The organism is Bacteroides faecalis (assembly GCF_003865075.1).
Taxonomy (GTDB): domain Bacteria; phylum Bacteroidota; class Bacteroidia; order Bacteroidales; family Bacteroidaceae; genus Bacteroides; species Bacteroides faecalis.
Map to the genome: position 1 here is coordinate 282,913 of NZ_BHWB01000004.1, position 23,268 is coordinate 306,180.

Sequence of the window (23,268 nt, forward strand, 5' to 3'; positions counted from 1 at the left end):
ATACAGACAATGAATCCACAAAAAATGATCAGAACATTCTTATTTTTATCAGCAATCTGCTTGCCTTTTATATTAAATGCTCAAACTTCAAACCCACTCCGTTTAGGAGTGGCAGGTGTATCACACGGACATCTTCATGAAGTAGTTATCCGTATGGATAGAGGTGATTTTGAAATTGTAGGTGTTGCAGAACCGGATGAACAGTTAAGAGCCAATAATCCACTTCGAAAAAGAGTAGATTACTCTCTTTTTTATGCAAATCTGGAAGAAATGCTTGATCAAACAAAGCCTGAAGTTGTTGTTGCTTACGGCTCTATTTACGATCATCTTGCCGTAGTAGAAGCTTGTGCTCCGCGCGGCATCCATGTGATGGTAGAAAAGCCTTTGGCAGTCAATATGAAACATGCCAACCGAATGGCGGAACTAGTACGCAAAAACAATACATTGTTACTTACTAATTATGAAACAACTTGGTACAATACGAACCATGAGGTCTACCGTTTGATCAGAAAAGATAATGTGATAGGCAAAATAAATCGTATTGAAGTATATGATGGCCACGAAGGTCCCATTGAGATTGGTTGTGGAAAAGAATTTACTGACTGGCTGACTGATCCTAAACTGAACGGTGGAGGTGCCGTGATTGATTTCGGTTGTTATGGTGCCAATCTGGTTACCTGGCTAATGGGCGGAGAGAAGCCTATGAGCGTTTATGCCGTCCTGAAACAATTAAAGCCGGATAAATATCCCAAAGTAGATGATGATGCAACGATCCTAATTGAATATCCTTCTGCAACCGTACAGATAATGGGGTCATGGAATTGGCCTAAAGGACGAAAAGATATGCATATTTATGGTAGTAAGGGATATATTTATCAGGATACACCTACATCCATGCGTATATTTACCAATCGGAAAGAGACAACGATACAACCTCCCAAACTGAAAGCTCCATATAACGATTCTTTCTATTATCTGAAAGCCGCCGTCCGTAAAGAAATTCAAGTACTTCCTACTGATTTGTCTTCGTTGGAAAATAATTTAATTGTTGTCGAGATACTTGACTCTTCTATCAAAAGTGCTAAAAGCGGTAAGCCGATTCGTTTATAAATACTGTATTTATTGTTTTTATCATCATGACAAAAAGGGAAGTAGTTTTGTTTTTTATTGGATTAATATAGAAATCAAGTATTTTTTCGTAAGTTTGCAATATATAAAAAAATACAACCCATGAAAATACTATATTATATTTATCAGATTTGTATAGCTTTACCAATCTTATTAGTATTAACGATTCTTACTGCAATTGTTACCATTATAGGCTCTTTAGTGGGAGGAGCTCATTTCTGGGGATATTATCCGGGAAAAATATGGTCACAGTTAATCTGTCTTTTTCTGCTGATTCCCGTGAAAGTTCGTGGTCGTGAGAAATTGCATGACAAAACATCTTATATCTTCGTTCCCAATCACCAAGGTTCTTTTGATATCTTCCTAATCTACGGATTCATCGGAAGAAACTTTAAATGGATGATGAAAAAAAGTCTCCGTAAACTACCTTTCGTAGGCAAAGCTTGCGAAAGTGCAGGACATATCTTTGTGGATCGTTCCGGACCCAAAAAAGTATTGGAAACGATTCTACAGGCAAAGGACTCTTTGAAAGATGGAGTATCTCTGGTAGTATTCCCCGAAGGTGCACGTACCTTTACCGGACACATGGGATATTTCAAGAAAGGAGCTTTCCAACTGGCAGATGACTTGCAACTGGCAGTAGTTCCTGTCACCATAGATGGTTCATTTGAAATACTTCCGCGTACAGGCAAATGGATACACCGTCATCGGATGATCCTGACTATCCACGATCCAATTCCTCCTAAAGGGAAAGGGATAGAAAACATCAAAGCGACAATGGCAGAAGCTTATGCAGCTGTAGAAAGTGCTCTGCCGGAGAAACATAAGGGAATGATAAAAAACGAAGATCAAGACTAGTACAAACCAAAAATTCCATGCATTGAAAACACAAATTCAATACATGGAATTTTTAATATATTCTAAATCTTTCCGATTTCCTTATTTCTTCATCAAACTATTCTGCTGCATCCGTTGATGTTCCTCTATCAACTTCATGTTTTCTTTCGCTTTCTTCAGGTATTCCTTTACCATTTTATTCTCTTTGAAAGAATAAGGAGCATCTTTAATAATATCGTCAATCTGTGGAGTCATAACGGGATAAGGCAATGAGTTGCAAAGCATAATAAACACATTAGGTCCCAATACATTTTCATAATTATCTGAAATGAATTTCTTCACATACTTGTTCATCTCATTTACAAGCGAATCTCCCTCTGAAACCAATTGTCGGTGAATTTCTTCATAGTCAGCACCGTCCATTACCATACGGGTTTCTTTCTGTTCCAACTCTCCGATACTTACTTCCAAATCATTTCTCTTACGAATAAACTCATATAAAGCAGTATTCAAAGGTGTACCTTCCGCTTTTATCTCCATATTACTGATCGTAACGGTAACTTTACCTCTCTCCAACACAATAGGCATAATGCTTTCATCATCCATATAAAGAGTTACCATCTGTACGGAATCCATCTTACCCTTCATCGAAAACAAACCGTGAATTACTTCGGCCGAATCGATTTTAACCAATTCCCCATCTTGGACAGTCTTCAGATATAACTTTTTTCCATCCAGACTGTTCACCGATGAGGTTCCTTCTATCTTATACATATGGGTACACGATGCCATAAAAGGAAGCAAAAGCAATATAGGCAAAATTTTATTCACGTTCATCTATGTGTTATTATTCTGGGTACAAAGGTACAACCGATTCAGAATCAAAAGAAACATTTTATCAATATTTAAAATTTGTAAGACTCTTTTCTTTAATAATCCTTATAAACAAAGGTAGGAAGTATTCTATTTCATTTAGTTTATCTAAATTTGCATGTATGAACACAATAACTTATGCCCCTTTTGCCAAACCGCTTTACGTCATGGTAAAGCCTGTAGGAGCTGTATGCAATCTTGCATGCAAATACTGCTACTATCTGGAAAAGGCAAATCTTTATAAAGAAAACCCCAAACACGTAATGAGTGATGAACTTTTGGAGAAGTTTATCGAAGAATATATCAATTCACAAACCATGCCTCAGGTACTTTTCACCTGGCACGGTGGAGAAACATTGATGCGTCCGCTCTCTTTCTATAAAAAGGCCATGGAACTTCAAAAGAAATACGCACGTGGACGTTCTATCGACAATTGTATCCAGACAAATGGAACTATGCTCACCGACGAGTGGTGCGAATTCTTCCGTGAAAACAATTGGTTGGTAGGTGTATCTATCGACGGTCCGCAGGAGTTTCACGACGAATATCGCAAAAACAAAATGGGTAAACCTTCCTTCGTGAAAGTTATGCAAGGCATCAACCTCCTGAAAAAACATGGAGTGGAATGGAACGCTATGGCAGTAGTCAATGATTTCAATGCAGACTATCCGCTTGATTTTTATAACTTCTTTAAAGAAATAGGTTGCCATTACATTCAGTTTGCTCCCATTGTAGAACGTATCATTCCACATGAGGACGGACGTCACTTAGCTTCTCTTGCAGAAGACAGAGAAAGTGAACTCGCCGATTTTTCAGTCAGCCCGGAGCAATGGGGAAATTTCCTTTGCACACTTTTTGATGAATGGGTGAAAGAAGACGTCGGCAATTACTACATACAGATATTCGATTCTACTCTTGCCAATTGGATGGGTGAACAGCCCGGTGTATGTACCATGGCAAAGAGTTGCGGCCATGCAGGTGTGATGGAATTCAACGGGGACGTTTATTCATGTGACCACTTTGTTTTTCCGGAATATAAACTCGGCAATATCTACAGCCAAACGCTTGTTGAAATGATGCATAGCGAACAACAGAATAATTTCGGAGCGATGAAACACCAGTCGTTGCCTAGTCAATGCAAAGGATGTAATTTCTTGTTTGCCTGTAACGGTGAATGTCCTAAAAACAGGTTCAGCCGGACTTCTGAAGGCGAACCGGGCCTGAACTATTTATGCAAGGGCTATTACCAGTTTTTCCAACATGTGGCTCCCTACATGGACTTCATGAAAAATGAATTAATGAATCAACGTCCGCCTGCCAATATTATGGAGGCTTTGAAAAGCGGTAAGTTAAACATCGAGAGTTAAATATCAAACATCAAATATATTTTCTAATTTCTTAGTATAAATGAACAGATTAAAATTCTATTTGTTAGCGCTGACCGCGCTGATTGCGTGTTCCGCAAAAGCGGATGAAGGTATGTGGTTATTGCAACTAATGCAACAACAACATTCTATCGATATGATGAAAAAACAAGGATTAAACTTGGAAGCACAGGATATATACAATCCTAATGGCGTTTCTCTGAAAGATGCTGTCGGTATCTTTGGAGGAGGCTGTACGGGAGAAATCATCTCACCGGAAGGATTGATCCTGACCAATCATCACTGTGGATATGCTTCCATCCAGCAACATAGTAGCGTAGAACACGACTACCTGACTGACGGTTTTTGGGCTACTTCCAGAGACAAAGAACTCCCGACTCCGGGATTAGTATTTACATTTGTAGAACGTATCGAAGATGTAACGGATCTTGTCAATGCCAAAATTGCCGCCAAAGAAATTTCCGAAATAGAATCTTTCAGTGGAGAGTTCCTTAATAAACTGGCAATGGAACTTTATAACAAGAGTGATCTCAAAGGTCAAAAGGGAATTATGCCGAAAGCTCTTCCTTTCTATGCCGGAAATAAATTCTATTTGTTTTATCTGAAAGTATATGAAGATGTACGTATGGTAGCTGCTCCTCCTTCTTCTATCGGAAAATTCGGGGGCGAAACAGACAACTGGATGTGGCCTCGTCATACCGGTGACTTCTCAATATTCCGCATCTACGCTGATGCTAACGGAGAACCTGCGAAATATAATCCTACTAATGTTCCTCTGAAAACTAAAAAACATCTGACCATCTCTATCAAGGGGTTGGAAGCGGGGGATTATGCCATGATTATGGGATTCCCGGGAAGTACCAGTCGCTACCTGACCGTATCCGAAGTGAAAGAACGTATGGAATCACTCAATGAGCCACGTATCCGCATTCGTGGTGCACGTCAGGATGTATTGAAAGAAGCAATGAATGCCAGCGATAAAATTCGCATTCAATATGCCAACAAATATGCCGGTTCCAGCAACTATTGGAAAAACTCGATTGGTATGAATAAGGCAATCATCGACAATAACGTGTTGGAAACAAAAGCTGAACAGGAAGCTAAATTTGCAGAATTTGCCAAAGCACAGAACAATGCAGAATATGCTACGGTAGTCAATAAAATCGATGATGTAGTAGCTAAAACATCTCCTCTCAATTATCAAATGACTTGCTTACGCGAAGTGTTCTTCGGAGGGATTGAATTTGGCAATATCCAATTGGACAAAACACGCGAAGCACTTGAAGAAAAGAATGATTCTCTGATCAAAATTCGCTTGAAAGGTCTAGAACAGAGTTACCAAAGAATCCACAATAAAGATTACGATCATGAAGTAGACCGTAAAGTGGCCAAAGCTCTATTACCTCTTTATGCTGAAATGATTCCAACCGAACAACGTCCGTCTATCTATCAAGTGATCGAACAAAAATACAAAGGCGATTATAACAAGTTTGTGGATGATATGTATAACAGTTCCATCTTTGCCAACCGGACGAATTTTGAAAAATTCCTCAAAAAACCAACAGTTAAAGCCATCGATCAGGATTTGTCAATGCAATATACCAAGTCCAAATATGAAGCTTTTGAGAAATTAGCTTCACAGATAAGTTCACTTCAAACAGAATTGGCTTTATTGCACAAAACATATATCCGCGGACTGGGTGAAATGAAACTGCCTGTTCCTTCTTACCCGGATGCAAACTTTACACTCCGTCTCACTTATGGTAACGTGAAACCATATGACCCGAAAGATGGTGTACATTATAACTATTACACAACGACCAAAGGTATTCTTGAGAAAGAAAATCCGGAAGATCGTGAATTCGTAGTACCTGCCAAACTGAAAGAACTGATTGAAAAACAAGATTATGGTCGTTACGCATTACCGAATGGTGATATGCCTGTTTGCTTCTTATCAACCAACGATATCACCGGTGGTAACTCCGGTAGTCCGATTTTGAACAAAAACGGTGAATTAATCGGATGTGCTTTCGATGGTAACTGGGAATCTTTGAGTGGTGATATCAACTTCGACAATAAGTTGCAACGTTGTATCAACTTGGATATCCGCTACGTCCTATTCATTCTTGAAAAATTAGGAAACTGCGGTCATCTGATTAATGAAATGACTATCGTAGAATAAATGAAGAAACAATTATTATTTGCCCTTTTTTCATTGGCAACTCTCAGCATCCACGCCGACGAAGGCATGTGGATGCTAACTGATCTAAAAGAACAAAACGCAGTTGCCATGCGGGAGCTTGGTCTTGAGATCCCTATAGAAGAAGTATACAATACTAACGGACTTTCTCTGAAAGATGCTGTCGTGCATTTCGGTGGAGGATGTACGGGAGAAGTCATCTCTTCACAAGGACTAGTTCTTACTAACCATCACTGTGGCTATGGAGCTATCCAACAGCATAGTAATGTGGAACATGATTATCTGACTGACGGTTTCTGGGCTATGAACCGCGACGCCGAACTTCCTACTCCGGGACTAACTGTCACTTTTATTGACCGTATTCTTGATGTCACGAGTTATGTCCAGGAACAATTAAAGAAAGATAAAGACCCTCAAGGAACAAACTATTTGTCTCCTAGCTACCTGACTATCGTAGCAGGGCGTTTTGCCAAAGATGAGAATATCGAAATCACTCCTGCAACCAAACTTGAGCTTAAAGCTTTCTACGGTGGCAATAAATATTACTTGTTTATTAAAACTGTGTATAATGATATACGTATGGTAGGCGCCCCACCCTCTTCTATTGGTAAATTCGGAGCAGATACTGATAATTGGATGTGGCCGCGTCATACCGGTGACTTCTCACTCTTCCGTATTTATGCAGATAAAAACGGAAAACCGGCAGCATACTCTAAAGATAATGTACCCCTACAAGTAAAAAAACACCTGACTATCAGCCTTGCCGGAGTACAAGAAGGTGATTTCACCTTTGCAATGGGATTCCCGGGACGTAACTGGCGATACATGATCTCCGACGAAGTGGAAGAACGTATGCAGACAACGAATTTCATGCGTCAGCATGTACGCGGAGCACGTCAAAAAGTTCTTATGGAACAAATGCTGAAAGATCCTACTGTACGTATTCATTATGCTAGTAAATATGCTTCTTCCGCTAACTATTGGAAAAATGCGATTGGGATGAACGAAGGTTTGGTCCGTTTGAAAGTATTGGATACGAAACGTGCACAACAAGAGGAACTTCTTGCTCGTGGACGTGAAAAAGGAGATGATTCTTACCAGAAAGCATTCGATGAAATACGCTCGATAGTAGCTCACCGACGTGACGCTATCTATCACCAACAAGCTATTAATGAAGCACTGGTCACTGCACTCGACTTTATGAGACTTCCCTCTACTACAGAAATAGTATCCGCTCTCAAATCCAAAGATAAAGAAAGAATCAACAAAGCTACTTTAAAACTGAAACTGGAAGGCGAAAAATACTTTGCATCGGTCCCTTTCCCTGAAGTAGAGCGGATGGTTGCAAAAGAAATGTTGAAAACGTATGCAGGATATATCCCGGAAGAACAGCGTATCAACATATTCGAAATCATTAATTCTCGTTTTAAAGGAGATACAGATGCATTTGTGGATGCTTGTTTTAAGTACTCGATCTTTGGCAATCCGGAAAACTTTGCTAAGTTCATTGCAAAGCCAAGTTTATATAAGATTGGACATGACTGGATGATCTTATTCAAATATTCCATTACTGACGGGATTCTGAAGACAGCCATCGCCATGAAAGACGTAAATCAAAATTATGATGCGGCTCATAAAGTATGGGTAAAAGGCATGATGGACATGAAACAGGAAAAAGGTATTCCAATCTATCCGGATGCAAACTCAACCCTGAGACTAACTTACGGTCAGGTACTCCCTTATGAACCTGCCGATGGTGTGGTCTATAATACCTATACCACTCTCAAAGGTGTGATGGAAAAGGAAGATCCCCAAAATTGGGAGTTTGTAGTTCCCCAGAAATTAAAGGATTTATATAACGCCAAAGATTACGGACGTTATGGTAAAGACGGTGAAATGCCCGTATGTTTTATAGTAAATACAGATAATACCGGCGGAAATTCAGGTAGTCCTGTATTCAACAGTAAAGGTCAATTAATCGGAACCGCTTTTGACCGTAATTACGAAGGTCTGACAGGTGACATTGCCTTCCGCCCTTCTTCACAGCGTGCTGCTTGTGTAGATATCCGTTATACACTATTTATCATTGATAAATTTGCGGGTGCTTCACATATCATCGATGAACTGACGGTAGAAGAATAAAAAATTCCTCTACCATTTACATTTTTTCTATTATTTCATTCATAACTTCTATCATTGGCTATTTCATGAACAAAAACTGGATTTTGCCGTTATATAAGAAAAAAGAATCTATATTTGCCAGTCTTCAGAGGCTGAGTATTATCATTAAGAAAGGAAAAGATTATGGAAAAGTTTGCTGATTTAATACAATCCCCTACCCCTGTTTTAGTTGATTTCTTTGCAGAATGGTGTGGGCCCTGTAAGGCAATGAAACCTGTTCTGGAAGAATTAAAATTAATCGTTGGTGATAAAGCCCGTATTGTCAAAATTGACGTGGACCAACATCAAGATTTAGCCACTCAGTATCGCATACAGGCAGTGCCGACTTTTATTTTATTTAAGAACGGAGAGGCGGTATGGAGACATTCCGGAGTAATCCACAGTAGTGAATTGAAAGGAGTAATTGAAAAACATTACTCATAAAACAAGAAAAAAGAACGAATGAAAAAGGTATTATTAATGGTGGCTCTCGTTATGATAAGCGTAATCGTTTATGCTTTCAATGACAGAGAAGAAAACAATCAAGGTAAAAAAGAAGTAACAGGTAACGGTGAAGTCATCGTCATGGACAAAGCAATGTTCATAAAAGATGTCTTCGATTTTGAGAAATCAAAAGAATGGAAGTACAAAGGCACTAAACCTGCCATCATCGATTTATATGCCGATTGGTGTGGTCCTTGCCGTCAAACTGCTCCTATCATGAAAGAATTGGCTAAGGAATATGCCGGAAAAATTGTTATTTATAAAGTAAATGTAGATAAACAAAAAGAATTGGCTGCCCTTTTCAATGCAACGAGCATCCCGTTGTTCGTATTCATTCCTATGAAAGGAGATCCGCAACTATTTCGTGGAGCGGCAGATAAGGCGACTTATAAGAAGGCTATCGATGAATTTCTTTTAAAGTAAAAAGAATGTAGCTATCCTCTTAGGATACTTACACTATCGTAATGATACGAGGTTGTGTCAAAATGCTGGCACAACCTTTTTTTATGCGCAAAGCCCAGACTTTCGCAAGCCCGGGCTTTGTTATTACCCAAAATTTTTGTAACTTTAGGCATAAAGTTTTTCGTTATGGCAAAGTTACATTTTCGTCCTTACATTCCCAACCAAACAGTTCTTTTTCCCGGAAGAATTGATGAGAACATAGCATCGAACGATCCGGTTCGCATCGTTAATACAGTTGTTGATAATCTCAATCTTGACAATTTCAAGAAGCTTTATAAAGCAACCGGTCGTTGTCCTTATCATCCTAAAATGATGCTCAAGGTAATTATCTACGCCTACATGAACAATATCTATTCGTGCCGCAAAATAGAGAAGCTTCTCCTACGTGACATCCATTATATCTGGCTTTCCGGTAATGAACATCCGGATTTTATTACCATCAACCGTTTTCGAAACCGTGTAAAAGAAGAAATAAATACCGTATTTACGCAGTTGGTTCTTGTCCTTGCCGACAAAGGTTTTATCAGCCTTGACGTAGAGTATATCGACGGTACCAAGATTGAGTCCATGGCCAACAAATATACTTTTGTCTGGCGCAAGACAGTCGAAAAGAACCGTACAAAGCTGATGGATAAGATCCGCATTCTCCTGGAGCAGGTAGATGAAGCCATAGCCCAAGAGAACTCCTCCAAAGACACATCCGTAGAGTTCACTCCTGCCATGCTCTCAGATATAGTGAATGAACTTAAAGAGGTGCTGGAACACCAGCCTGTAACAAAGGACAAGGAACAAAAGAAAGTCATCCGGGAAAAGAAGAAACAGGTCCGGGAACTTGAGGAGTACCGTGACAAGCTGATGGAATACGACAATCACCTTGAAGTCCTTGGAGAACGTAATTCCTATTCTAAGACCGATCCTGATGCTACATTCATGCGTATGAAAGAAGACGCCATGAAGAACGGGCAGACCAAGCCCGGGTATAATTTACAAACAGGTACTGAAAACCAGTTCATCATAGACTTCCGGCTGTTTCCCAACCCCACCGATACGCTGACCCTGATCCCTTTCTTCCACTCCTTCCAGCACCGCTATAACCGCTTACCGGGTATCGGTGTGGCAGACTCCGGTTACGGCTCGGAAGAAAATTACCGGTTCATGCAAGATAATGGGATAGAAGCCTTTGTCAAGTACAACTACTTCCATAAAGAACAGCGTCCCCGTTATACCCCCAACCCATTCCATGCGGAGAGTCTCCATTACAATGCGGGGGAGGATTACTACGTTTGTCCTATGGGGCAGCACATGAACCGTATAGGAACCAGACGTGACAAAACAGCGAGCGGATACATCTCCGAAAGTGCCCGGTATAAAGCACAAAGATGCGAAGGCTGTCCTTTGCGTGGCAGTTGCTTTAAAGCCCGGGGGAACCGTATTATAGAAGTCAACCACCGGTTAAACCAATACAAAAGGCAGGCACGGGAAAGGTTGCTCTCAGAAGAAGGAATCAGGCATAGGGGCAGGCGGTGTATAGAACCGGAAGCCGTTTTTGGACAAATGAAATACAACATGGCATACAGAAGGTTCCGGCATATGGGAGAAGACAAGGTGACAATGGACTTTGCCTTCTTTGCCATAGCTTTTAATATCAAAAAGATGTGTGCAAAACTGAGAAAGGCAGGAAAGGAGTTCATTACACTTGCTAAATCTATATTTATTGGGCTATTTATAACTCGATACAACGGGAATATAGTAACTTGTTACCAAATGAATGAGAAAAAAGCGGCATAGCCAAAAGAAAAGATAACAGGACTATAAATTTTAGAAAAAGGTTGTGCCAACGTTTTGACACAACCTCCTTTTTATATATCTAACAATATTTATCTAAAATACCCTACCGGATGGTTCATCATCGGAATCTGACTATCCTTCAGCTGTAATACAGTTTTCAGTTTATCAATATCCATTGAAGCTCGCGGAACTGTGGCTAAATGAGCTGTAGAACAAAACAAAGAGATATTTTGAGAAACAGCACCTACATCGACAGCTCCCATCAATTGATTTCGCGTATTCTTAGTATCACCGAAACGGGAAACATCGCTAATCAACACCAAAGCTACCGGAGCTCCCTTCACAAACGCTTGACCTCCTGCCACAGCGTCACGATGATCTCCCTCGCTTATTAAATTTAGTTGGTGAGTTCTTGCATCATACAAATAACTGCCTTCAGGTAGAATCACATAAATATCCACATCTTGCTTGTTCAATGCAGAAGGAGCCGTTCGTTTGCCGTCAGGACGATTGATTCCATTTGCCGCCCACAATAAATCCGACAAATCGGATAAGCTCAATGCTTTCGAAGCATATTCACGAGTAGAATGTCGTTCAGACAAAGCCTTCATCACTGTACCACCTTTACGGTTCAAATCAGGTTTCGGTAACTTAATTACCTTGTCAGCAGCAGAAACTGCAACTGTAAACAATAAACACATCAAAATTAGTTGTACTTTTTTCATATCTGTGACATTTAAAAGTTGATGAACAAATAAACGAAAAAAGGCCTGCATTCGCAACGGGATGCAGACCTTTTTAGAGTTATTTATAAGGTTTGTTACTTATCACCAAAATAGCGGTTGTACAATCCTTCGAAACCTTTACCGTGACGGGCTTCGTCTTTACACATTTCGTGTACAGTATCGTGGATAGCATCCAAATTCAATGCTTTAGCACGAGTTGCAATACGTTTCTTGTCTTCGCATGCGCCTTGTTCTGCATCTTTACGTTTTTGCAGGTTAGTCTTAGTATCCCATACGCAGTCACCCAACAATTCTGCAAATTTAGCTGCATGTTCTGCTTCTTCCCAAGCATAACGTTTGAAAGCTTCAGCTACTTCAGGATAACCTTCGCGGTCTGCCTGACGGCTCATTGCCAAATACATACCTACTTCAGTACATTCACCCATGAAGTGATTGTTCAGATCTTTGATCATTTCTTCGTCACAACCTTTAGCTACGCCAATAACATGTTCGTCAGCAAAAGCCAAAGCAGCACCTTCGGTTTCAACAACTTCAACGAATTTGCTAGCAGGAGCTTTACACAAAGGACATTTCTCAGGAGCTGCGTCACCTTCATAAACGTAACCGCAAACAGTACATCTAAATTTTTTCATTTCTTCTCAATTTTAAATTAATTAGTCAAATACGTATATTATTGTTCGTTTAAACAGTTCTTACAAATTCCTTTATAATAATAATGTATTTCTGATACATGATGACCATCAATTTCCTGATCTTCTGCCGATTTAATTGCTCCCAGACATTTCAAATCATAAATATGTCCGCAACATTTACAGAGAAAATGGGCATGTGCTGAAGTATCTCCATCAAAGTTGGCATTCTTTTCATCAATGGTAAGCATCAACGCTGCCCCCTGTTCTGCAAAAAGTTTCAGGGTATTATAGACGGTAGTCTTTGACAATGTAGGCATAGAAGGAGACAAAGCCGTATATATTTCATCAGCCGACGGATGCGTACGATGTTTCATCAAATACTCCATTACGGCAATACGTTGCATGGAAGGTTTTATGTTGTACTCTAATAATTGTTCGTATGCACCCATTATCTTCTTCTTTCCAAATTTGTACTCATTACAATTATAAATTTGATGCAAAGATAAAAAGCCTTTATTTTATTTGCAAATAAAATCGAGTTTTTTTTCAATAAGTTTTATCTCCCTTTATCGCCACATTTTGAGGATTTGCAGTCGAAAAGATAGAAATTCAAAACTATTTCCTAATTTTGCAACCACTATATATAAATAAGGTATAAGATGAACTACGGATTCGTAAAAGTAGCAGCAGCTGTGCCGCACGTTAAGGTGGCCGACTGTAAATTCAATGCAGAGAAGATAGAAGGTCTGATTGCAATAGCGGAGGGCAAAGGGGTACAAATCATTGCATTCCCCGAAATGAGTATCACCGGATATACATGTGGTGACTTGTTTGGACAGCAGCTTTTGCTTGAAGAAGCTGAAATGGGGCTCATGCAAATTCTGAATAATACCCGCCAATTGGATATTATTTCTATTGTAGGTATGCCCGTTGTTGTTAATTCAACAGTAATCAATGCTGCTGTAGTGATTCAAAAAGGGAAAGTATTAGGCGTCACAGCTAAAACTTATTTACCTAATTATAAGGAGTTTTACGAACAACGTTGGTTTACATCTGCTCTCCAATTGACAACTAATAATGTACGTTTATGCGGACAAATGGTTCCCATAGGTGCTAACCTGCTTTTTGAGACTTCGGATACAACGTTTGGAATTGAGATATGTGAAGACCTCTGGTCTACAATTCCTCCCAGTTCTTCACTCGCTCTACAAGGAGCAGAAATCTTGTTCAATATATCTGCTGATAATGAAGGTATCGGAAAAAACAATTATCTATGTTCTTTGATCAGCCAGCAATCTGCACGATGCATTGCCGGATATGTATTTTCATCCTGTGGCTTCGGAGAATCTACTACAGATGTAGTTTTTGCCGGAAATGGACTGATTTATGAAAATGGTTCACTGCTGGCACGTAGTAAACGTTTCAGCATGGAGGAACAGTTGATTATCAGTGAAATCGACGTAGAGCGCATACGTGCAGAACGAAGGATTAACACCACTTTTGCCGCCAACCAAGCTAATTTAGGAGACAAGAAAGCAATATCTATCACTACAGAATTTGTCAATAGCAAAGAACTGACGCTCACACGTAGTTTTAATCCTCATCCTTTTGTCCCGCAAGGAGCTGAACTGGATGAACGTTGTGAAGAGATATTTTCCATTCAGGTAGCCGGATTAGCACAACGGCTATTACATACAGAAGCAAAAACGGCAGTAGTAGGCATTTCCGGAGGATTGGATTCTACTTTGGCTCTATTAGTGTGTGTAAAGACATTCGATAAACTCAAATTATCACGAAAAGGAATTCTGGGAATTACAATGCCTGGTTTCGGAACCACTGACCGCACCTATAACAATGCCATCGATCTTATGAAATCGTTAGGAATATCAATTCGTGAAGTCAGTATAAAAGAGGCTTGTATCCAACATTTCAAGGATATTGATCATGATATCAATGTACATGACGTTACATATGAAAATTCACAAGCACGTGAACGGACTCAGATACTGATGGACATTGCCAACCAAACTTGTGGTATGGTTATAGGCACAGGCGATTTGTCTGAACTTGCGTTAGGATGGGCAACCTATAACGGAGACCATATGTCTATGTACGGTGTCAATACAAGTATTCCAAAGACTTTGGTAAAATACTTGGTACAATGGGTAGCCGAAAATGGAATGGATGAAGAATCAAAAACAACTTTATTAGATATTGTAGATACCCCTATCAGCCCGGAACTTATTCCTGCTGATGAGAACGGAGAAATAAAACAAAAAACGGAAGACTTGGTAGGGCCTTATGAGCTACATGATTTCTTCCTTTATTATTTTTTGCGTTATGGCTTCCGTCCTTCTAAAATTTATTTTCTGGCTGATCTTGTATTCAAAGGAGTTTATGACGAAGAGACAATTAAAAAGTGGTTGTCTACCTTCTTCCGCCGTTTCTTCAATCAACAGTTTAAGCGCTCTTGTTTGCCTGACGGCCCTAAAGTAGGAAGTATTTCCATCAGTCCACGTGGTGACTGGCGAATGCCAAGTGATGCCAGTTCAGCAATGTGGTTGAAGGAAATAGAGAATTTATAGTATTCTATTATAGCTTGAGTTCGTGCCACTATGATGGCACAACTGTGTCTTTACATTGGTACAACTGTTCCACCAAGATGACACAGTTGTGCCAACACAAGGAGACAATCGTGGCACTCATCATTTTTATTTCGACATTACAGCCTTTTTAATCCGTTCGATATCAGCTGCTTGGATTATCCGTATAAGGTTCTTATAAATTCCATGAAAGCCATACTTTTCTCCAGTCATTTCATTGATTGCATCCTCCTTAGAAACTTCCTGAAAAATGACACGATAAAGCGCACAAACAACACCTGTACGATCGGAACCGTGGTGACAGTGAATCAATATAGGTCCTTTACGATTATAAATAATGCGTAATGTTTCTATCAACTGCTTTTCATTGACAGAACCAGCCCTCATCTTTAAACGATGTAGTTGCAACGTTGTACCTCTCGCTTCATCATCATCACTATGCCATCTGCGGAGATTCAAAACTTCATGAATCCCATATTTCTGCAAAGCTTTAAAATCTATTTCTGTAGGTTGTTCCGAACGATATATATCTGTATCAATCTTATACATATTGATCAGATTACTACCGGGAACAATAATTTTTTCAGCTTTGACATTCTGACCATAAATAGCCAGTGATAATATAAATCCCCAAAAGCATAATAAAAGATGTTTCTGCATAAATCAACGCACCGGATTCAAATTAAAGTACTCCCTTACTGGAAGGTAGTTCAAAATGATAAATATCTCGTTTCAACGCCATTTTCAAAGCTCGGGCAAGGGCTTTAAAAATCCCTTCTATTTTATGATGTTCATTTTGTCCTTCCGCTTTGATATTCAGATTCATTTTCGCAGCATCACTCAACGATTTGAAAAAATGAAGAAACATTTCAGTTGGCATATCCCCTATTTTCTCACGCTTGAATTCTGCATCCCAAACTAACCAAGGACGTCCTCCAAAATCTAAGCAGACCTGACAAAGACAATCATCCATGGGGAGAGCATAACCATATCGCTCAATACCTCGCTTATTTCCTAATGCCTGATAAATACATTCACCTAAAGCGATAGCCGTATCTTCGATTGTATGGTGCTCATCCACTTCTAAATCACCTTTCACTTGTATAGTTAAATCCATACCGGAATGTTTTCCTATCTGCTCAAGCATATGATCGAAGAATCCTAAACCGGTAGAAATCTTACAGGTACCGTTTCCGTCTAAATCCAAAGCTACATAAATATCTGTCTCTTTTGTCGTACGGCTCACTTCAGCTTTTCGCTCTCCTGCAAATAGAAATTCTGCAATCTTATCCCAATCCTTTGTTGCCAATACACAGACTTCTTCCAATCCTTTTTCTTTCAATAATTCAACAGAATCTTGTAAATAAATAGCTTTACAACCTAAGTTCTTTGCCAGCTCCACATCAGTAGGACGATCACCTATTACAAAGCTTCCTGTCAGATCGTACTCCGGAGTGTCAATGTACTTTTTCAACATTCCGGTGCGCGGTTTACGTGTTGGAGCATTATCCTCAGGAAAGCTACGATCAATCAGAATTTCATCAAAAGTGATTCCCTCTCCTTCCAAAGTTTTCATCATTAAATTGTGAGCAGGCCAAAAAGTCTCTTCCGGAAAAGAAGAGGTACCTAAGCCATCCTGATTAGTTACCATCACAAACTCAAAATCAAGTTTGCTACGGATAAATCCCAAGTTTCGGAATACTTTAGGATAAAATTCCAATTTCTCTAAAGAGTCGAGTTGATAATCAACAGGCGGTTCGATTACCAACGTTCCGTCTCTATCTATAAATAGTACTTTCTTTTTCATAAATTATCCTTGATATTTCTTGAGAGCATCCAACAATGTATTATTTTCTACTCGTGTACCAACTGTTACCCGTAAGCAATTGCCGCATAATGCGATGGAATTTCGATTACGCACAATGATTCCTTCACCAACTAAATAATTATAGATTTTCACAGCATCTGTAACTTTAGCCAGAAAGAAGTTTGCATCAGAAGGATATATTTTAACCGTACAAGAAAGTTGCTCAAACTCCTTTTCCAAATAATCCCGTTCTTCTTTTAAGGTTCTTACCCAACATTCTATTTCATAATATTTGTGTAACATAGAAATTGCCTGTTGTTGAGTGAGCTGATTAACATTATACGGATATTTGATTTTGTTCAAAATACCAATAATTTCTACGGAAGCAAAAGCCATTCCCAAACGAATAGCAGCACATCCCCATGCCTTGGAGAATGTCTGTAAAACGATCAAGTTAGGATATTGATCTAATTCCTCCAGAAAAGAAGGAGCCTCCGAAAAATCGCTATATGCTTCGTCCAAAATGACCAAACCTTCAAATTCACGAATCAGTTTTTCTATTTCAGCACGGAGCAGATCATTCCCTGTCGGATTGTTGGGTGAACAAAGGAAAATCAGTTTGGTATGTTCGTCAGTAGCCGCCAACAATTTATCTGCTGAAAACTGAAAATTACCATCCAACAGTACTTTGCGGTATTCTACATCATTCACATCTGCGCAGACCTGATACATACCATAAGTAGGATCAATGGCTACCACATTATCCTTACCAGGTTCACAGAAAGCCCGAAATACCAAATCAATGGCTTCGTCACTACCATTTCCCAAGAAAATATGTTCCGGAGATACTTTCTTAATCTTCGACAATTGAGTTTTCAGCTCCCACTGCATCGGGTCCGGATAGCGGTTATGAGGCAAATTATACGGATTCTCATTTGCATCCAAGAAGACGGAAGCCGTAACTCCTTTATATTCATCCCGTGCCGAAGAATAAGGTTTCAACTTCCATATATTCGGTCGGGTTAGTTCTTGTAACGTTTTCACTTTATTATTCTTTTAATTGCTGAATCTACTTTACCAATCACTAAAATTTTATTTCAAAGAATCCAAACGAACTGTTACTGCATTTTTATGTGCATCCAGATGTTCGTTGGCTGCCATCTCCTCAATAGCAGGACCGATTGCTTGTATCCCATCCGAGATAATCTCCTGAAAGGTTATTTTACGAATAAAACTATCGAGACTTACTCCACTGTATGCTTTTGCATAACCATTAGTTGGCAACGTATGATTGGTACCGGAAGCGTAATCACCGGCACTCTCAGGAGTCAAAGATCCCAGGAAAACTGAACCTGCATTTGTTATACGCTCAGCTACTTCCAGGTAGTTTTCAGTTTCTATAATCAAATGTTCCGGTGCATAAGCATTTGTTAATTCCAATGCTTCTTCCAGATCACGGACAAGAATCAATTTACTATTTTCTAATGATTTCTCAGCTATTTCTTTACGAGGAAGTTTCGCTAATTGACGTTCAACCTCAAGAACAACCTCCGCCTGAAGTTTTTCAGAAGTAGTTATCAGCATTGCTTGGCTATCTACTCCATGTTCTGCTTGCGAAAGAAGATCTGCTGCAACAAAAACAGGACTGGCAGAAGCATCTGCCAATACCTCTACTTCGGAAGGGCCGGCAGGCATATCAATTGCTACATCACGTAAGCTCACCAACTGCTTAGCAGCTGTCACATACTGATTACCCGGACCGAAGATCTTATAAACTTTAGGGATACTCTCAGTTCCATAGGCCATGGCGGCAATAGCCTGAACTCCACCTGCCTTGAATATTTTACTTACCCCCGCTAATTGAGCCGCAAAAAGTATGGCTGGATGAATATTTCCATTCTTATCAGGAGGAGTACAAAGCACGATCTCTTTACACCCCGCAATTTTAGCAGGAACAGCCAACATCAACACAGTAGAAAAAAGCGGTGCTGTTCCTCCGGGAATATAAAGTCCGACTTTCTCAATGCCTACTGCTTTTTGCCAACAGGTAACTCCATTCATTGTCTCTACCTTCTTTCCAACAAAACGCTGGGAAGCATGAAACGTTTCGATGTTTTGCTTTGCCAAAGAGATAGCTGCCTTTAGTTCATTACTAATCTTGCCTTCTGCCTCTTTTATCTCTTCTGAAGTTACAGGCAATGTAGATAAAACAGCTTTATCAAAAGTAGCTTCATATTCCAGAACTGCCTTATCACCTTCAAATCTTACCTTATTAATAATAGTACGAACTGTATCGAACAAGTTCTCCGTATTCAATGTCGGACGTTTCAGAAGCTCCGACCATTGTTCCTTTGAGGGATATTTTATTAACTTCATTCTTATACTATCATTTTCTCAATTGGCAATACCAAAATACCTTCTGCTCCCAGTCCTTTCAGCTTCCCGATAATTTCCCAGAAACGTTTTTCATCCAATACTGTGTGGACAGAACACCAGCCTTCTTGTGCCAAAGGCATAATAGTAGGACTTTTCATACCAGGTAAAACAGCTATAATTTCTTCCAGCTTATCTTTCGGTGCATTCATCAATACATACTTCTTGTCCTCAGCAGTCTTCACTGCATTCATACGAAATAGTAATTCTTCCAATACTTCTTTCTTTTCGTCGCTCATATTTTTATTGCCAATTAGCAATGCTTCGGACTTCATCACAACTTCAACTTCTTTCAAACGATTGCTAACCAATGTTGATCCGGAGCTTACAATATCAAAGATTGCATCTGCTAATCCAATACCCGGAGATACTTCTACCGAACCGGTAATTACATGTATTTCTGCATTTACTCCATTATTTTTCAAAAAGTTCTTCAATATAACCGGATAAGAGGTTGCTATTTTCTTACCATTGAACCATGATAAACCTGGATATTCAATATCTTTCGGCATAGCTAGTGATAAACGGCATTTGCTGAATCCCAATCGTTTTACAATTGTAGCATCTTCTTCTTTTTCCATAAACTCATTTTCACCTACAATGCCTAAATCGGCTACTCCTGTAGCTACTGTTTGAGGAATATCATCATCACGAAGAAACAAAACTTCGATAGGAAAATTGGAAGATTGCACCAATAAGGTACGCTTGGTTGTACTCAATTTAATATCCGACTCTTCTAAAAGTGCCATAGTCTCTTCGAAGAGACGTCCTTTGGCTTGTACTGCGATTCTTAACATGACTTTATTTTATTATGAATTTATAAATTGCATTTGAGAAATAAAAAAAGGCTTACCGTATTCGGCAAGCCTTCGTTATCGTTATAAAGTTATACACAATATCTCCCACGCCCACCGAGTTATTCGTTAGGAAAATGATGATGATGATGTGTAGCTGTATATTTCATATTCTTTAGTTACTGCGACAAAAGTATAGCATTTGTTCGATACTTCCAAACAATTATCACAAAAAGTTCGTTTTTCATTTCAAATTAAAGGAAGTATCTCTTCCGGCTCTACATCACATTGCAAAAAGTGCATTTCATTTTTAGCCTTTTCTTGGGAAAAAGTAAAGTAAGTACAAACAGCTTCTGTACAAAGTTCTCCATCCTTATTATATAGTTTCGCTTCAATTATTACAATATTCCGCTTTACTTCTTTTATGGATGCACGCAATACTATATGAGAATCCTGTGTATCAATTGGTTTCCGATAACGCGTTTCCATTTTCGAAGTAACACCTGTTGTCTGTAATTTACGAAGCACTGCCCAAGCGCAGATCTCATCTAATAATACGGCTTGAATACCACCATGCAATGTATTAATCCAGCCTTGATAATCAGGACGCGGCTTCCAGATACTTACTATCTCATCGCCATCTTCATAAAATTCCATTTTCACTCCGGACTCATTATTTGGAGCGCACCCAAAACAATTGTATCCCTTCAAACCTTTCCAAGGATTTATTATTTTCTTCATACTCTTACTTCATTTAGGTTTTATCTTTCAAATATAAGCAAAATATAAAAATGAAAATAATTTCTTATCAATTTACTTTCGGAGAGCACGAAGAGCATAGGCTTTTTCCGTACTAATACTTCCAGGAGAAGACGTGTTGCTATTACTTTTCAGTAAGAACGCCTCATCTACCGATAATCCAGTATTATCCAAAGTCCAATATCCCAAATATCTTCCTTCATAATCGGCAATCTTACCTTTAGTCCACCACAAACCTACTGGTAGTGCATTGAAACCAGATAAATTAGATGCTTCTCCTAAGACAGTTTCATCTTTTATAAGTTTCCACTCTCCTGATTTCAACAAAGAAGCATCTTCTCCCAAATATGTATTTAGCAAATTCCAATCATTCCAAGTAGGAATCCTCCAATCTGCAGGCAATAACTTATTGGTCAGAACTGCATTAGAAGTATAAAAATAATTTCCATTATTCGATAAATATCCAGTTGCATCCTCCACCATATTCATTAATTCTAGAATAGCATCTCCATCGGTATATAGTATAGCTTCCAAATTACTTCTCATCCAATATTGTGTTCCAATTTTCACAATGGGATATTTATGAATCGTTTCTCCACGAACATCACAAAATAAATCCGGAGAAACTGATAATAAATTCTCAGCAGGAGTTACAGACATATAATTTTGTCCACCAGACAATACAAAAAGATAATTTCTTAACTCCAATGTACCAGGCTTATATGACAATGAATGATTTTCCATATTCCATACCATAGCTCCTCCATGTACATTTCCCGTATGTCCCAATAGTTGTAAAACAATTCCCTTTGTCAAATCAACCGTATAATCAGATTTCATAGGATAGGCTACAATCGCAGGAGAAGCAAAATCTGAAGTTGAGATGTATTCTTTGCAAATCTCTGCAATTTGTTGCCCGCCTTTCATGACCTTATATACACTGGATTCTTCGAAAGTCAATTTCGATATATCCACACAACCATATACAATTCCTGCTTCTGACTGATCTGTACCTGTTTCATCCCAATTACCGATTTCCCCATTTACACTACCAATCAAGATATCCTGTACAGGAACAAAGGTTATTTCAAGTTCTCGCTGTTTCCCACTTTCCATTTCCAAAGCAGAAGATAACAAACAACGATACTCTTTTCCATCGGCTTTCAATGTTATATACTGGTAATCATCTTTGGTTTTCTGTGGAATCAGTATAACCTCTTTACCAATCAGACGATTTTCTTTTATTGTCCATTCGCCCATAGGAATTATGCTTTTTTCATCAGCATATTCTGCATAAGAATCATTCTGAAAATCATAAACGGCTTTCGTAAAGAAACCTTCTATAGTAAGTTGCGGATTAACATCTCGCAATTCTTCAATAGTAATCCCTTTGCCCGGAACAAGAACTATATTTAATCGAAAAAATTTATGATTATAAAATAAAGCAACCGGTTCGGAAGTTGCTATCAAATCACCAGAAGTTGCAACTAAAAAATCTGAATAAGAATAATTTTCAGGAAGCTCCTGTTCTGTCGCCACAGATACTTGCATAGTCGTTTTTCCCATATCTATTCCCTCTTCATTATATGGATAATAACTGATTAAATTAACTGCAACTCCGTCATCAGGATAATACACAGTCTCTTCTGTCTCAAAAATATCATTTTCTGATCGTTTAAAAAGTAGATTATCCGCATATCTCTCTTCAGTTAAGGTCGTAGAACCTGCCAATGCAAACAATCCAACTGCATCATCCTTATCAAAAGTATTATCTGAAATACGCGTTTTAACTATTTTATGAATATCAGCCGTAAATCTCAATGGAATGTTACCAGCATCCGTCGTATTTTCTCCATCTTCTGAAAAATGATTTACACAAGCCATTATGAAAAAAGGAAGAATTAAAATTAAGCCGATTCCCCATTTCCGGCTGTACAATACCTTCATATTTTTATCATTTAATTATTAATTCGAAATTCCTGATTAAGCAGAAGGTAAGACATAAAAGGAAGTATTCGCTTCGGTCATGAGATATCATACAACACGTCTGTTGTATCTGTTGAATCATAAAAGATCAGCACATCAGTATGAAATGCTGTAACAAAAGTAAGTATTATTATTTTAATAATAAATGCATTATCCTTAAAAAAGTTATTA

Annotated in this window: 20 protein-coding genes; 9 read left to right on the forward strand and 11 right to left on the reverse strand. The window is 38.8% G+C overall.

Going from position 1 to position 23,268, the window contains the following annotated elements:
* Positions 1-9 precede the first annotated feature (9 nt).
* Positions 10-1,110, forward strand: coding sequence for a Gfo/Idh/MocA family protein (locus tag EJF25_RS09125; RefSeq protein ID WP_125040982.1), 1,101 nt, complete (start codon positions 10-12; stop codon positions 1,108-1,110).
* Positions 1,111-1,230: 120 nt separating this feature from the next.
* Positions 1,231-1,986: a lysophospholipid acyltransferase family protein gene (locus EJF25_RS09130; protein WP_125040983.1), complete on the forward strand. Its 756-nt coding sequence runs from the start codon at positions 1,231-1,233 to the stop codon at positions 1,984-1,986.
* Between the two features lie 81 nt (positions 1,987-2,067).
* On the opposite strand, the gene EJF25_RS09135 is transcribed toward EJF25_RS09130, so the two are convergent.
* On the reverse strand, positions 2,068-2,802 hold the full coding sequence (locus EJF25_RS09135; protein ID WP_125040984.1) for a DUF4369 domain-containing protein: 735 nt from the start codon (positions 2,800-2,802) through the stop codon (positions 2,068-2,070).
* Positions 2,803-2,960: 158 nt separating this feature from the next.
* On the opposite strand from EJF25_RS09135, the gene EJF25_RS09140 reads away from it, so the two are divergent.
* From EJF25_RS09140 to EJF25_RS09165, 6 genes are all read left to right on the forward strand, one after another.
* Positions 2,961-4,205 (forward strand): anaerobic sulfatase-maturation protein, encoded by a 1,245-nt coding sequence (locus EJF25_RS09140; protein ID WP_125040985.1) that lies wholly within the window; start codon positions 2,961-2,963, stop codon positions 4,203-4,205.
* Between the two features lie 40 nt (positions 4,206-4,245).
* A complete protein-coding gene (locus tag EJF25_RS09145) occupies positions 4,246-6,405 on the forward strand; it encodes a S46 family peptidase (RefSeq protein WP_200832892.1) in 2,160 nt (719 codons plus the stop codon).
* A complete protein-coding gene (locus tag EJF25_RS09150) occupies positions 6,406-8,565 on the forward strand; it encodes a S46 family peptidase (protein WP_125040986.1) in 2,160 nt (719 codons plus the stop codon).
* 162 nt (positions 8,566-8,727) lie between these two features.
* A complete protein-coding gene (gene trxA, locus EJF25_RS09155) occupies positions 8,728-9,027 on the forward strand; it encodes a thioredoxin (RefSeq protein WP_125040987.1) in 300 nt (99 codons plus the stop codon).
* Positions 9,028-9,045: 18 nt separating this feature from the next.
* Positions 9,046-9,510 (forward strand): thioredoxin family protein, encoded by a 465-nt coding sequence (locus tag EJF25_RS09160; protein WP_125040988.1) that lies wholly within the window; start codon positions 9,046-9,048, stop codon positions 9,508-9,510.
* Between the two features lie 165 nt (positions 9,511-9,675).
* Positions 9,676-11,337, forward strand: a complete 1,662-nt coding sequence (locus EJF25_RS09165; RefSeq protein WP_125040504.1) for an IS1182 family transposase — start codon at positions 9,676-9,678, stop codon at positions 11,335-11,337.
* A gap of 89 nt (positions 11,338-11,426) precedes the next feature.
* Here the strand turns inward: EJF25_RS09165 and EJF25_RS09170 are convergent, their stop codons facing one another.
* The 3 genes from EJF25_RS09170 to EJF25_RS09180 form a co-directional block, all read right to left on the reverse strand.
* Entirely contained in the window at positions 11,427-12,062 is a 636-nt protein-coding gene (locus tag EJF25_RS09170; protein ID WP_125040989.1) for a SagB/ThcOx family dehydrogenase, read from the reverse strand.
* A 95-nt stretch (positions 12,063-12,157) separates the two neighbouring features.
* The gene (locus EJF25_RS09175; RefSeq protein ID WP_025074650.1) at positions 12,158-12,715 is read right to left on the reverse strand and encodes an NADH peroxidase; all 558 of its coding nucleotides are present in this window, start codon (positions 12,713-12,715) and stop codon (positions 12,158-12,160) included.
* A gap of 38 nt (positions 12,716-12,753) precedes the next feature.
* Complete coding sequence (locus EJF25_RS09180) at positions 12,754-13,164, reverse strand: Fur family transcriptional regulator (RefSeq protein ID WP_125040990.1); 411 nt, start codon at positions 13,162-13,164, stop codon at positions 12,754-12,756.
* A gap of 210 nt (positions 13,165-13,374) precedes the next feature.
* On the opposite strand from EJF25_RS09180, the gene EJF25_RS09185 reads away from it, so the two are divergent.
* Positions 13,375-15,300, forward strand: a complete 1,926-nt coding sequence (locus EJF25_RS09185) for an NAD(+) synthase (protein WP_125040991.1) — start codon at positions 13,375-13,377, stop codon at positions 15,298-15,300.
* 126 nt (positions 15,301-15,426) lie between these two features.
* Here EJF25_RS09185 and EJF25_RS09190 read toward each other — a convergent pair whose 3' ends face one another.
* The 7 genes from EJF25_RS09190 to EJF25_RS09220 all read right to left on the reverse strand — a co-directional run bounded on the left by EJF25_RS09190 (position 15,427) and on the right by EJF25_RS09220 (position 23,058).
* Positions 15,427-15,978, reverse strand: coding sequence for a tyrosine-protein phosphatase (locus EJF25_RS09190; RefSeq protein ID WP_125040992.1), 552 nt, complete (start codon positions 15,976-15,978; stop codon positions 15,427-15,429).
* A 22-nt stretch (positions 15,979-16,000) separates the two neighbouring features.
* Positions 16,001-17,125, reverse strand: coding sequence for a bifunctional histidinol-phosphatase/imidazoleglycerol-phosphate dehydratase HisB (hisB, locus tag EJF25_RS09195; RefSeq protein WP_125040993.1), 1,125 nt, complete (start codon positions 17,123-17,125; stop codon positions 16,001-16,003).
* A 3-nt stretch (positions 17,126-17,128) separates the two neighbouring features.
* The gene (hisC, locus tag EJF25_RS09200) at positions 17,129-18,169 is read right to left on the reverse strand and encodes a histidinol-phosphate transaminase (protein ID WP_125040994.1); all 1,041 of its coding nucleotides are present in this window, start codon (positions 18,167-18,169) and stop codon (positions 17,129-17,131) included.
* 48 nt (positions 18,170-18,217) lie between these two features.
* The gene (hisD, locus tag EJF25_RS09205) at positions 18,218-19,501 is read right to left on the reverse strand and encodes a histidinol dehydrogenase (protein WP_125040995.1); all 1,284 of its coding nucleotides are present in this window, start codon (positions 19,499-19,501) and stop codon (positions 18,218-18,220) included.
* Positions 19,502-19,503: 2 nt separating this feature from the next.
* A complete protein-coding gene (hisG, locus tag EJF25_RS09210; RefSeq protein WP_125040996.1) occupies positions 19,504-20,355 on the reverse strand; it encodes an ATP phosphoribosyltransferase in 852 nt (283 codons plus the stop codon).
* A gap of 246 nt (positions 20,356-20,601) precedes the next feature.
* Positions 20,602-21,093, reverse strand: a complete 492-nt coding sequence (locus EJF25_RS09215; protein WP_125040997.1) for a PaaI family thioesterase — start codon at positions 21,091-21,093, stop codon at positions 20,602-20,604.
* A 72-nt stretch (positions 21,094-21,165) separates the two neighbouring features.
* On the reverse strand, positions 21,166-23,058 hold the full coding sequence (locus EJF25_RS09220; protein ID WP_125040998.1) for a fimbrillin family protein: 1,893 nt from the start codon (positions 23,056-23,058) through the stop codon (positions 21,166-21,168).
* Between the last annotated feature and the right edge of the window lie 210 nt (positions 23,059-23,268).